Origin of the sequence: Roseovarius atlanticus (genome assembly GCF_019802205.1) — a bacterium.
GTDB lineage: Bacteria > Pseudomonadota > Alphaproteobacteria > Rhodobacterales > Rhodobacteraceae > Roseovarius > Roseovarius atlanticus_A.
Window position 1 is genome coordinate 1,745,996 of sequence record NZ_JAHVHQ010000003.1, and the last position, 11,648, is coordinate 1,757,643.

Genomic DNA, 11,648 nt, shown 5'->3' on the forward strand with positions numbered 1-11,648 from the left:
TGGGAGGACCACAGATGAAGAATGCGATTAAAGCAGCGCGCGCGACAGCCTTGATTGTTGCGGTGGGAGCGCCAGCCCTGGCCGAGCCGGACATCGAATCTCAGACCTGGAGATGGGGCCACTTCTCTTCCGAACTCTGGGGCAGCTCGAAGGCCGACGTCCGGTTCGCCGAAACCTTGAACGAAAAGACCGGCGGCGCCATTGACGTTCAGTTCTTCTGGTCCGGCTCCATGGGATCAACAAGTGAGCTTCTGGAATTGACCCGCGCGAAGGCGGTGACTGTCGGAAGCATCGGGCCCGCTTACTATCCGGGGCAGTTGCCGCTCAGCGGACTGCTCAACGGCCTGCCGCTGACTTGGTACGACGCAGGCGAGGCAATGCGCATCCAGGCCGAGCTGATCCGGACGAACCCATACATCCAGAACGAACTGGAAGAGAACGGCATCCATCCGATCCTGAGCCACGGCTTGCCGCCCTACAGGCTGCAGTGCAAGTCGCCGGTCCGGAAACTGGAGGACCTCGACGGCTTAAGGGTCCGTACTTTCGGCGAATGGCTTCCGGTCGTGTTCGAGACGCTCGGCGCGATCCCGGTGAACACCGCGATGACCGACATTTACGAGTCTATCCATCGCGGTAGCTTGGATTGCGCGTTGCTGTCCGTCGAGGCTGCGAGCATCTTCAATGTCGCGGAAGTCGCGCCCTATTGGAGCACGATCAACTTCGGGGCCTTCGCCGGATACTCTGCCTTTGTCGCACAGGATATCTGGGACAGCTGGCCCGAGGACTTTCAGTCACTCGTACAGCAGACCGCAACAGAGACCGAGACATTCGAAATTTCCCAGTTCGCGCCGCTCGAAGACGCGGCCTATGAAACAGCGAAATCGATGAATGTCCAGGTCGTCGAATTCGAGGAACAACAGGCTCTTCAGGACGCCGTGCCGGACCTCCTGAGTGAATGGCAAAAGCAGATGTGCCAACGTGATCTCTGCGATGCCGCCAAGAGCATCGTTGCCGACGTGCGGCGACTGATGGAATGAGCAGATTTCGGAAAATGGGCGGCGCCAGGGATCGCCGGTCCGTTTCCTTGATTGCCGGCGCAACCCGTCTGGCCGACACGGGAGTGCGGACCCTTGTCAAGGCTGGGCTGGTGCTAAGCGCTCTATCCGTAGCCTCGATGGTTGCAATCGGACTGGTCGACAGCCTGGGGCGCGCCATCTTCAACAAGCCCTTCGCAGGCGCAGTGGAGATTTCCGAAGCCCTGTTGGCAATTACGATCTTCATGGCGCTCGGCGCCGTCCAGCAGCGGAAGGGGCATATAGTGGTCGATGTCTTCGTCGAAATGTTTGGGCCGCGCCTGTCCGTGGTCTCTGCCTGGACGGCACAGATACTTATGCTGGCGGTCCTTGTTTTCGTCGCCTGGCGCAGCGGCGTATCGGCCACGAGTTCTACGATGTCGGGCGAGATCGCGGCCGGCCTTGTGCCGGTGCCGATCTGGCTCGCAAAAATCATTGCAACAGCCGGGCTTGTCATCGCGGCCCTCGAGGTCGTCCGCCAGACACTGACAGGATCAGTCCGCCGTACCGGAACGCGGGACGAGAAACTGCAGAGCACCCAATGAATTCCGTCTGGCTGGTGGTTGCACTCGTTGCCGCCATGTTTTCGCTCATGGGCTTCGGCATTCCGGTGGCTGGTGCAATGATCCTGGTTTCGGTCATCGGCATGATATGTTCCGTCGACTTGAACTATGCCCTCAGCATCATGCAAACCTTGCCATACAACGTGGCGTCTAACTATACCTTCGCCGCGATCCCCATGTTCATCTTCATGGGTCTCATCGCAGGGTCGACCGGCATAGTTCGGGACATCTTCCAAGCGGCAAATCTCTGGCTCGCGTCGGTCCGCGGCGGCCTCTATATGGCAACGACGATCTCGGCCGCGGCCTTCGGCGCAATCAACGGATCCACCATCGTCGGTTCGGCCCTGTTCACGCGGGTCGCGTTGCCGGAAATGGTGAAACTCGGCTACAAAAAGGGGACCTCGGCAGGCTGCATTGTCGGCGCGGGGACCTTCGCTGCAATGATCCCGCCGTCCATCACCATCGTGCTCTACGGCATCCTGACTGCGGAATCCATCGGACAGTTGCTCATCGCGGGGATCCTCCCCGGTGTCCTCACTGGCGTTGTCTACCTCATCGGCATCGCCGGTTTGGTCCGGCTGCGTCCATCCTGGGCACCGCCCGCCAATCGCAGCCCCCACCTGTCGGACAAACTCCGCAGCCTTGGTGGCGTACTGCCGATCCTATGCGTCTCGGCGGTGATGGTTGGCGGCATCTACACCGGCATCGTCTCTCCCTCTGCAGCAGGCGCCATCGGATCCGCAGCGGTCCTCCTGATAGGGCTCGCCCTGCGCCGACTGGATTGGCGCCAGACATCCAGAAATCTGTCCGAGGCGGCAAAGATCACCGCCAGCTTATTCTTCGTGATTATGGGAGGAATTGCGTTCTCGAGGTTGCTGCTGGTCACCGGGTTTGTCGATGGCCTTCTCGATGGGCTCGATGCGCTGAAGCTTGAACCCTGGATGGTGATCGGCTTGATTATTCTGATGTACCTCGTGCTGGGCATGCTCATGGACGCCATCTCGATGATGGTTATGACCGTGCCAATCGTGCATCCGCTCGTGGTTGGCTTGGGGTACGACCCCATCTGGTTTGCCATCATTATGGTCAAGTTGATCGAACTGGCCTGCATGACTCCGCCCATAGGTATCAACCTCTTCGCCGTCGCGGCGGCTTCCGAGGGCACCGTGAGCATCCGGGAAATCTACTCTGGAGTGCTTCCGTTCGTCTTGCTCGAGGTCGCGATCCTCTCCTTCCTGCTTCTGAATCCGGGTTTCGTGACAATGCTGCCGCACGCGATGCTCGACTGACGTGCGGCGGCCTTTCTTTTGGTCACGTCGACCTGCTGCTTATTCGTTTGGGTTGGCGTGGGAGGATGTCGTCGCTCGCGTTCGCCAGTTGACGGCCGGCGAAGGGGTGCCGGTTGTCTTCGACGGCCCCGTGCCTTCTTCCTCCACGACCGACTGAAACCAGGCCGGCGCGCGCGGTCTCATACCGCCGGCAAGAAGGACATCCGGCGCGAAGAACATTTCAGCCGCACCCGCTTTCGTAACGCCTGACGCGATGACCTTGGGAGGTCGTATTGTAATCAGCCCCACAATGGATCCAGTATGGATCCATTAATTTCATTCTTTATAGAGCCACCTTTCAAGGAGTGATCGTATGCCGGGACAACCTTCAGCCAGTTCATCGGAACACTCGGATGGACCTGTAGATTGTCTTTGAGGTCCGACACTTCTTCATGCGAGCATCGGATGGCTCTTAAGCTGCAAGACGCAAAAATATGGGGGAGTGACCATGACTCGATTCGTCGGACTGTTCAGCTTCCTGGAACTTGATCGAAGTGGGAAGCGGACCCTTGCGATCCAGCTTTTCGACAGCATCCGCGAAGCTATTCTGGACGGAACTCTATCCCCTGGTACACGACTGCCGTCCAGCCGACAACTTGCAAAGCAGCTGGGCATCTCACGCAACACGGTCACCACCGCGTACGAGCAGCTATGCGTGGAGGAATATGTAACCCCGGTACGAGGAGCAGGGACAAAAGTCGCCGAACTTCCCGCGCTTCAGCAGATCCACCCGCGCAAAAATGAAATTGGGGAACCCGATCCGCCCCGGATACGGCTGTCCCGTCGCGGAGAAAACCTGAGCGACAGCCCACGGTATCTTCCACAATTCAAGAACAGGTCATTTGCCGCCGGGTTGCCCGCACTGGATCTTTTTCCACATGAACTGTGGGCTCGGTACATCAGCCGCGCTGTCCGACGGTCCGCAATCAGACGTTTTGATTATGGCGAGATCTCAGGGACGCCAGAATTGAAACGATCCATTGTGGAACACCTGGCAACGGCCAGAGGATTCCGCCCCGAATTGGAACAGATCGTCATCCTGAACGGAGCGCAGGCCGCTCTTGACCTGATTGCAAGACTGACAGCGGATGTTGGCGATACAGCTTGGCTCGAGGAACCTGGTTACCTTGGCGCACGGGGCGCCTTCCGCGGAGCCGGTCTGGCCGTCCGCCCGATAGCAGTTGATGCACAAGGTCTGCGCCCGCCTGACGACCTAAGTCAACCGCCGAAACTGATCTATGTCACCCCGTCTCACCACTGCCCGACCGGCGTTCCTCTGTCCCTGGACCGGCGCCTGAAACTTCTTGATGTCGCGCGACGCACAAACGCACTCGTGATAGAGGACGATTACGACAGTGAGTTTCGTTATGCGGGCCCACCAATTTCGACGCTTTGGAGCCTGAACAAAGGGCGTTCGGTCATCTACATGGGCACCTTCTCCAAGACAATGCTGCCCGGCATAAAGATAGGATATTTGGTCGCGCCACCCTGCCTTGCCTCCGCCATTGCGAACGCGCTTCACCATACGGGGCAGGCAGCCAGCAAGACGATCCAGTTCGCCCTGGCCGAATTCATCGACGATGGGCGTTTCTCCGAGCATATAAGGCAAATGAAAAAGGCCTATTACTCTCGTCGCGGCACGTTTTTGGCCGAGCTGGAACGCTGCCTTGGGGGCGCGATAACCTATACTCCGACAAGCACGGGAATGCAGCAGACCGTCTTTCTGAAAGGAGGCATGTCCGATGTGGCCATCTCGGCTGCCGCCATGGACCGTGGCATCGCTGCGCCAGTGCTGTCCCGCTTCTACATCGGCCCCAAAAAGACGAATGGTCTTTTTCTTGGGTTTGCATCATCGGGCGAAAACGAGACCCGCAGAGGGCTGGAAAAGCTTGCATCGGCTTTCGAGGCGTCTCAGCTATAACCTGACCGCTGCATCAGGCTATGAACCGGCCGGCGATCGGCACAATGGCCGACAACATACGCACGCACATCTCGCCATCTTCGGTCTTTGATCCCACGACTTCGTAACGCACTCCATTCGATTGAATGAAAAGCTGCACGCCGGACCAAGCGCTGTCTTGAGTCAGCCAGTTTTTGACCGCCATCGTCGAAGCATTGCGGCAATCGCGAGCTTTTGATCGCGGGATGAGCCGCTGCTTTCGAGCGGAGCGCACCGTACTTCCCCAGCCATACACGTGGTCCGCACAGACCCAATGAATTGGCACCTCGCAAAAATCACAATTGGCGCTTCAATTAGATCCACTTGCGACGTAGCCCGTAGCCAAGATCGGAACACGAAGGAAAACGTTCATGTCACAGACCGCGCACAATGGACTGGATCTCGTCCATCAATTCTCGGACCTCCTGGCACACCAAAACGGCGATACCACCACAATTGTCAGGGGTGAGGGCGTGCATGTCTACGATACAAAGGGTAATCGCTACATTGACGCGATGTCGGGTTCTTCCTGCGCCAGCTTGGGATTCAGCGACGCCAGGCTTGTTCGCGCCATGACGGAGCAGGCTCAACAACTGCCATACTATCATCTTTTCGCGCAGAAATCCCATGAACCGGCAGAGGATCTTGCAAGACGCCTCGTATCCATGTCCCCCGCTCATCTGAGGCACGTTCTGTTCGCAAACTCCGGTTCGGAGGCAAACGATGCCGCGATCAGGATTCTTCGCGCCGTGAACATTGCACAGGGCAAGCCAGACAAACGCCTCGTGATCGCCCGGCTGTCGGGTTACCATGGATCGACGACGCTCAGTGCTTCGATCACCGGGCAGCAACACATGCGTTTCGGATCCGACGGTGTATCTTCGGACGTTCGCTTCATTCCGGAGGTCTGTCATTATCGCCACGCGCTCGATGGAGAAAGTGAAGAAGATTATGCCGCCCGCTGTGCAGCAGACTTGGAGGCGGCAATTCTTGAGGAAGGGGCAAAGAACGTGGCCGCTTTCATTGCAGAGCCCGTCATGGCGTCCGCCGGCTGCCTCATTCCTCCGAAAGGCTATTTCGAGAAGGTCGAAGCGGTTCTTCGCCGGCACGATGTTGCCTTGATCGCAGACGAGGTGGTTTGCGCGTTCGGCCGTCTCGACGCGCCCTTCGGCTCGACGAAATACGGCCTCTCACCCGATATCATGACCTTGGCCAAACCATTGACCGGCGGCTATTTTCCGCTGTCGGCGTTGCTCTTGACCGACGAAATCTACGACACGCTAACAGTTGAAAGCACCAAGACGGGTTTGCTCGGGCATGGCCTGACCTATGCCGGCCACCCGATCGGATGCGCGGTTGCTGCCGAGGCGCTTGAAATCTATTCCGGGGAAGATTTCCGAATGGGCTTGAGGGAAACCATCACACGTTTCGAACAGCATTTGGCCGAGATAGAACAGCATCCGATGGTCGGTGAAACACGCAACTCGGGATTGCTTGGGGCCATCGATATCGTAGAAGACAAGGCAACGCGAAAGCGCTTCGATATCAACGAAAAGGTAACATTCCGACTGGGTCGGGAACTTCAAAGGAATGGCGTCATTACGCGTTGGACAAGTGAAGCTGTCAATCTGTGCCCCCCGCTCATCATTGGGGAGACGGAACTGGACTTGGTGTTCGACCGCCTGAATTCATCTCTCGATCAAATCTACTCAGAGCTAAGCCCAAGTGCAGGATCGCCAAGCTGATCTGGACGCGGCAGAGGTCCACGGCAATAAATTGAAAACAGGCTCTTCAACAGCATCCTTGCCACTTTAGAAGGCAAGCGCGCGCACGGTTTCAATAAGGTCGGCCTCCACCACTGTCGTCGTGACATGACCGCGCCGCGCATGCCGCCGCTGCCCCGGAAGCCTGAGATCAGGTTGCGCCTCGAGCCGCTTCAGGAATGTCTCCGCCTCGGCTCGCCAACAGCCGCCAGACAGAAGGTCCGGGTTCAGGCCGATGATCAATTCTCCACGCGGCGGCGGGCCACCGTCGTTATTGTCCGCCTCGGCGTTGCCCAGGCTCGACATCTGCCCGATCAGGCTCCCCGAAAGCAGCTCGACCATGAGCGAGATGGCGGAGCCCTTGTAGCCCCCAAAGGGTATGAGTGCGCCTGACAGGATCGCGGCCGGGTCGGTCGTGTCCTCCCCGTCTCTGTCGATGCCGATCCCTTCGGGCAAACTCGCACCTTCACGCGCGGCCAGCTGCACGTCTCCCAGCGCACGGGCGGCGGTCGCCATGTCGAAGACCAGCGGTGCGGCGTTCGGTCGGGGCCAGGCAAAAGCCAGGGGGTTGGTGCCCAGCAGGCGCTCCCGAGCACCCGCGGGGGCGACAACCGGCAGATAATTCGTGCAGGCGATGCCGGCCAACCCCGCCTCGGCCAACGCCTCGACTTCGGGCCAAAGCGCGGCAAAATGGGCGGAGTTACGCATTGCCAGCGCGGCAATTCCCATCCGCTGCGTGGCGCGGACAAGCTCCGGCAAGGCTCTTTGCAGGGCATAGGGCGCCATGCCACGCCTTGCGTCGCACAGGATCAAAGCCGGCGTGGGAAAGCTCAGCTCCGGCTCCGCCGTCCCGTCGACCTTGCCGCTTCTGAGCGACGCGACGAAGCCGGGCAGACGAAAGATACCGTGAGAGAACGAGCCATCCCTCTCGGCATCCCGGATCGACCCGGCAACCGCGAGGGCCGCGGCCTGATGTGCGCCCGCGTTGGTCAGCGCCGCGACGCATAATTCGTGAATCTCGATCAGAGAGATCGTTTCCTTGGCCAAATCATATCTCCTTCCGCCCCGCTCCCAAAGGGGTCGAGACTGTTGACGACCCTGATAAAGCGAGGCTTGGCAGGCGCCTTATCCGGGTCGTGAAACCCCTGGTCGCCTATCTGGTTCCAACGCCCGGCACCGGCCCACGTCAGCCCTGCGCGTCGATGACGTTCGGACCCGGACCATCGACATTCTCAACCGTGTCACCCGCACCGAGGCGCACCACCAGAAAGCGGCAGTCTCCATCGCTCTCGAGGATCTGGGCCCGATGGATCACCCCGCGCCGGAAGAACGCGAAATCCCCCGGCGCCAGCGTGAAGGACTTTTCGCCCTTCTCACCCCAATCGACCCGGATCTCGCCATTCAGCATGTACATGATGCTGTCGTGATCCTTGTGATGATGCCACTGGCTGGGGGTATCCTTGGCGGTCACCGTCGTAATGCCTGTCCAGAGACCCTCGGTCTCGTAAGCCGTCATGCGCGGCTGACCCGGCGTATACGGCCCCTCGGTCATCGTGGACCCGCGGACATAGACGATGTCGTCCGGAAATTTGAAGATACTGTCACCCATTGGTGTTTCCTCTCTCTTTCTTGCAAGGCGGATGGAAGGATGCGGTGCGGAACGGTGTCGCTACATGCCCCGTATCCATGTGGGCAATCCCAGGGCCAGCGCCGGGAATATCAGCAATGACAGCACCAGGATGAGTTGGATCGCGATGAAGGGCACAACCCCGACATACATGTCCCTGAGTCGGATCTGGGGTGGCGCGATGGCACGCAGATAAAAGATCGCGGGGGCAAGCGGCGGCGTCAGGTAGCTGGTCTGCACCGTGACGAGAAAGACGACGCAGAACCACGCCTTGAGCAGCGGCGGTTCGAGCCCGTGGATATCCAGCTCCATGACCACCGGGATCGCGATCGGAATGAGGATCAGGATGATCGAGACGATATCGAGGACGAACCCGGCCACGAACGCGACGAGCAGCAACAGCAGGACGATCGTCATCGGCGCCGTGTTCAGCGAATTGATGAAGCGCTCCGTCGCGGCCAGCCCCCCCGACACGGAGAACACGCTCGCGAAGATATTGCCGGCAAGCAGGATCAGCGTGATCATCGCCGTGACCGACACCGTGCTCAGCGCCGCTTCACGAAGCGCTCCCGATGTCAGGGTCCCCGACCCTAATGCCAGGATGAAGGCCCCCGCCGCCCCCACCGCGGCGGCCTCCGTCGGAGTGGCCAGGCCAAAGACGATGGAGCCCAGAACCGCGAAGATCAGCAATAGCGGCGGCACCAGAGCAGTGATCGAGACACGCAGCTTTTCCGCCAGCGGGATCGCCTGCGCCACGGCGACAGGACGCCAGCCATCCTGCGGCCGCAATGCGCAGCGAACGACCACGTAGATCAGATAGAGCAGCGCAAGGCACAGTCCCGGCACCATGATCCCCATGAACAGGTAGCCCACATCCACATTCGCGACGGGCGCCAGCAGGATGACGATGACCGAGGGCGGGATGATCGTCCCCAGGGATCCTCCGGCGCAGATCGTCCCGGCAATCAGATCTCTGGCATAGTTGTGCCGCATCATGGTCGGTATGGCGATCAGCCCGACAACGGATTCGGTCGCTCCGATGACCCCGCTGACAGCCGCGAAAATGATGCAAAGGACGATAGTCCCCGCCGCCAGCCCTCCAGGCAGGCGGTGGGTCCAGAGCTGCACCGCCGAAAGCAGCCGTTCGGCAATGCCCGAACGTTCCAGGATCGATCCCATCAAAATGAACAGGGGAACCGCGCCCAGCACGTAATTCGAAGCGACCTCGTCGGTCTTCTGAACAAAGATGTTCACGATCTGGGGCATGAACCCGAAGTGGAGCGCCGTCACCACGAAGGAGACGATCAGCATGGAGAAGGCGACCGGAATACCCGCGAAGATCAGCAGGATAAGCCCGGCGAACATCAGCAGCGGCAACTCAATCATCGGTCTCGCCCACCCTGGCGCGTCGCTCTTCGGTCAGGGCGCCACAGCCTTTCAGTAGCTCGGAAAAGACCTGAAGTATCAGCAGCGCCGTGCCGAGAACGAAGACGAGCCGGAACGGCCAGACGCTCGGATTCCAGACCGAATTGCCGGTTCGGATACCCTGGACGAAACTGCGCTCGAAATACTCGGAAAATCCCGCAAGCATCCAGAGCAGCATTGGCAGGCTTGCTGTATACCCCAGGATATTCGTCACGGTCCGTTTGCGCGCGGAGCCCCAGTCGTAGAAGAAATCGACACGGACATGCTGATCTCGTTGCAGGCAATAATTGGCGCCCAGGAAAAAGATCGTTCCCATCAGCATATAGGACAGCTCGAACGACCAGATCGTCGGCCGCCCGAGCAGGTAGCGCGACATCACCTCGAACAACATGATGGCGCTCAGCACGAGAAGAAGCCCCGCCGCCGCCCCCGATGTCAGCCGCGCCAGCCGGTCCAGCACCCGCGCCGCGTCCGATACGGTGCCGCGAGAAAGGCCGGTCAGGACGGCGGCCAGCAGAAACGCGACCGGCACCAGCAGAAACACCAGCGCGATCACGGTGCCCCAGGCGACGCCCCCTTCCCTTGCGACCCCAAGGATCATCGGAAAGAGCGCGGCGTAACCTGTCACGCCAAGCCAGAGTGTCTCGCCACAAAAGAACAGGAATTGCACGGTCGCGTCCATGAAAATGCCTCGTGGAACATGGGAAGTCGGACATGACCCCGCCGGAGCGCGGGCCATGTTCGGGAGCGCAGGGGCTCAGTCGTTCGCACCTGGAACGGCACCGATCGGGAAACGGAACTGCGTCCAGGTTCGGTCCATCATCGTCTTGAAGCCCCGCCGGCTTTCCAGAACCCGGCCGAACCATTCGGGGTCGGCCGCCGCCTTCTCATCCTCCCAAGCGGTCGTAACGGCCTGCGCGTCTTCGATGACGTCCTGGCCGAGATGGATGATGTTTCGGTCTTCTTCCATCAGCTTGGAAAAGGCGACGGCATCGTCATAGGCATAGCTCATCCAGCTTTCGAAGAGCGCCAGCCGGGCCGCCATTTCCACCATCGACTGCTCATGATCGCTCAGCGCATCCCAGGCATCCTGATTGATGACGCACTCGTAGATCCCTCCGGGTGAGTGGAATCCGGGCACCACGATATACTCCGACACGTCCGGCAGCCCGGAATCGATATTGACCGACGGTGTGCCCCACTCCGTCGCGTCGATGACCCCACGTTCCAGCGCGGTATAGACCTCGGACCCGGGCAGGCCCACGGTCGAAACCCCGAGCCGCCCGGCGATCTCGGCCCAGGCGCCGGCGGTGCGCAGCTTCAGCCCCTTCAAGTCTTCCGTGGTTTCGACGGGCCGGTTGCTGTGCAGAAAGATCTCCGTGGCCGCGCTGCCGCAGGGCAAAGAGACAACGCCGAATTTCTCTTTCCTGTAGTCTTGGGACAGCTCCAACCCGCCACCCTTGTACATCCACAGGATCATTTCTTCGGGCGTCATCTGCCCGGGACTTCCACCGAAGAGAACTGCGGTCGCGTCGATCCCCCAGTCATAACTCATCCAGGTATGGCCGACCTGGGCGGCACCGGACCGCACGGTCTCCGTGACATCGCTGGCCTTGCCCAACGTCCCGCCCGGAAACACCTGGATCGTGACGGCCCCATCGGTCAGTTCCCCGACCAGCCGGGCAAAGCCCTTGGCATCCTGCTCGAGATACGGGCCGCCCGACCAAGCGGCCGCCATGTTCCACTGGGTATCGGCCTGCGCGGGCAGAGCCATCGCAATCATGCTCGCGGCAGTGCATCCGGCGGCCCATCGGGCCCAGTCTCTGAAATCGGTCATGTCGTAATCCCTGTTGTTGTTTCTTCATTCGTTTGCGCCGGGCCGGCCGCGGAACTTCGCGCCAAGACCCTCCTCAGGCTCTTGGTTCCACTC

At 60.1% G+C, this 11,648-nt stretch carries 11 protein-coding genes; 5 read left to right on the forward strand and 6 right to left on the reverse strand.

Annotation, left to right across the window (positions count from 1 at the left end):
* Window positions 1–14: 14 nt before the first annotated feature.
* The 4 genes from KUV49_RS14440 to KUV49_RS14455 all read left to right on the forward strand — a co-directional run bounded on the left by KUV49_RS14440 (window position 15) and on the right by KUV49_RS14455 (window position 4,885).
* Complete coding sequence (locus tag KUV49_RS14440) at window positions 15–1,037, forward strand: C4-dicarboxylate TRAP transporter substrate-binding protein (protein ID WP_222450554.1); 1,023 nt, start codon at window positions 15–17, stop codon at window positions 1,035–1,037.
* Entirely contained in the window at window positions 1,034–1,618 is a 585-nt protein-coding gene (locus tag KUV49_RS14445; protein ID WP_222450555.1) for a TRAP transporter small permease, read from the forward strand. Before KUV49_RS14440 ends, KUV49_RS14445 begins: the two co-directional genes overlap by 4 nt.
* On the forward strand, window positions 1,615–2,925 hold the full coding sequence (locus KUV49_RS14450) for a TRAP transporter large permease (protein WP_222450556.1): 1,311 nt from the start codon (window positions 1,615–1,617) through the stop codon (window positions 2,923–2,925). The genes KUV49_RS14445 and KUV49_RS14450 overlap by 4 nt, the downstream gene beginning before the upstream one ends.
* A gap of 487 nt (window positions 2,926–3,412) precedes the next feature.
* A complete protein-coding gene (locus KUV49_RS14455; RefSeq protein ID WP_222450557.1) occupies window positions 3,413–4,885 on the forward strand; it encodes a PLP-dependent aminotransferase family protein in 1,473 nt (490 codons plus the stop codon).
* Window positions 4,886–4,898: 13 nt separating this feature from the next.
* On the opposite strand, the gene KUV49_RS14460 is transcribed toward KUV49_RS14455, so the two are convergent.
* Window positions 4,899–5,069: a hypothetical protein gene (locus tag KUV49_RS14460; RefSeq protein WP_222450558.1), complete on the reverse strand. Its 171-nt coding sequence runs from the start codon at window positions 5,067–5,069 to the stop codon at window positions 4,899–4,901.
* Window positions 5,070–5,274: 205 nt separating this feature from the next.
* Between KUV49_RS14460 and KUV49_RS14465 the strand changes: the two genes are divergently transcribed.
* The gene (locus KUV49_RS14465) at window positions 5,275–6,648 is read left to right on the forward strand and encodes an aminotransferase class III-fold pyridoxal phosphate-dependent enzyme (RefSeq protein ID WP_222450559.1); all 1,374 of its coding nucleotides are present in this window, start codon (window positions 5,275–5,277) and stop codon (window positions 6,646–6,648) included.
* Between the two features lie 66 nt (window positions 6,649–6,714).
* Here the strand turns inward: KUV49_RS14465 and KUV49_RS14470 are convergent, their stop codons facing one another.
* The 5 genes from KUV49_RS14470 to dctP all read right to left on the reverse strand — a co-directional run bounded on the left by KUV49_RS14470 (window position 6,715) and on the right by dctP (window position 11,555).
* Window positions 6,715–7,713, reverse strand: a complete 999-nt coding sequence (locus KUV49_RS14470) for an Ldh family oxidoreductase (RefSeq protein ID WP_222450560.1) — start codon at window positions 7,711–7,713, stop codon at window positions 6,715–6,717.
* A gap of 139 nt (window positions 7,714–7,852) precedes the next feature.
* Window positions 7,853–8,275, reverse strand: a complete 423-nt coding sequence (locus tag KUV49_RS14475; RefSeq protein WP_222450561.1) for a cupin domain-containing protein — start codon at window positions 8,273–8,275, stop codon at window positions 7,853–7,855.
* A gap of 60 nt (window positions 8,276–8,335) precedes the next feature.
* On the reverse strand, window positions 8,336–9,679 hold the full coding sequence (locus KUV49_RS14480; protein ID WP_222450562.1) for a TRAP transporter large permease subunit: 1,344 nt from the start codon (window positions 9,677–9,679) through the stop codon (window positions 8,336–8,338).
* Window positions 9,672–10,400 (reverse strand): TRAP transporter small permease subunit, encoded by a 729-nt coding sequence (locus tag KUV49_RS14485; RefSeq protein WP_222450563.1) that lies wholly within the window; start codon window positions 10,398–10,400, stop codon window positions 9,672–9,674. The genes KUV49_RS14480 and KUV49_RS14485 overlap by 8 nt, the downstream gene beginning before the upstream one ends.
* Window positions 10,401–10,475: 75 nt before the next feature.
* Window positions 10,476–11,555 carry a TRAP transporter substrate-binding protein DctP gene (gene dctP / locus KUV49_RS14490; RefSeq protein ID WP_222450564.1) on the reverse strand — a complete coding sequence of 360 codons (1,080 nt, stop codon included), beginning with the start codon at window positions 11,553–11,555 and terminating at the stop codon, window positions 10,476–10,478.
* Window positions 11,556–11,648 lie beyond the last annotated feature (93 nt).

Bases quoted from the DNA above. Each gene is read 5' to 3' on its own strand.
- KUV49_RS14440 (WP_222450554.1), top strand. From the start codon at position 15: ATGAAGAATGCGATTAAAGCAGCGCGCGCGACAGCCTTGATTGTTGCG.
- KUV49_RS14445 (WP_222450555.1), top strand. From the start codon at position 1,034: ATGAGCAGATTTCGGAAAATGGGCGGCGCCAGGGATCGCCGGTCCGTT.
- KUV49_RS14450 (WP_222450556.1), top strand. From the start codon at position 1,615: ATGAATTCCGTCTGGCTGGTGGTTGCACTCGTTGCCGCCATGTTTTCG.
- KUV49_RS14455 (WP_222450557.1), top strand. From the start codon at position 3,413: ATGACTCGATTCGTCGGACTGTTCAGCTTCCTGGAACTTGATCGAAGT.
- KUV49_RS14460 (WP_222450558.1), bottom strand. From the start codon at position 5,069: ATGGCGGTCAAAAACTGGCTGACTCAAGACAGCGCTTGGTCCGGCGTG.
- KUV49_RS14465 (WP_222450559.1), top strand. From the start codon at position 5,275: ATGTCACAGACCGCGCACAATGGACTGGATCTCGTCCATCAATTCTCG.
- KUV49_RS14475 (WP_222450561.1), bottom strand. From the start codon at position 8,275: ATGGGTGACAGTATCTTCAAATTTCCGGACGACATCGTCTATGTCCGC.
- KUV49_RS14480 (WP_222450562.1), bottom strand. From the start codon at position 9,679: ATGATTGAGTTGCCGCTGCTGATGTTCGCCGGGCTTATCCTGCTGATC.
- KUV49_RS14485 (WP_222450563.1), bottom strand. From the start codon at position 10,400: ATGGACGCGACCGTGCAATTCCTGTTCTTTTGTGGCGAGACACTCTGG.
- dctP (WP_222450564.1), bottom strand. From the start codon at position 11,555: ATGACCGATTTCAGAGACTGGGCCCGATGGGCCGCCGGATGCACTGCC.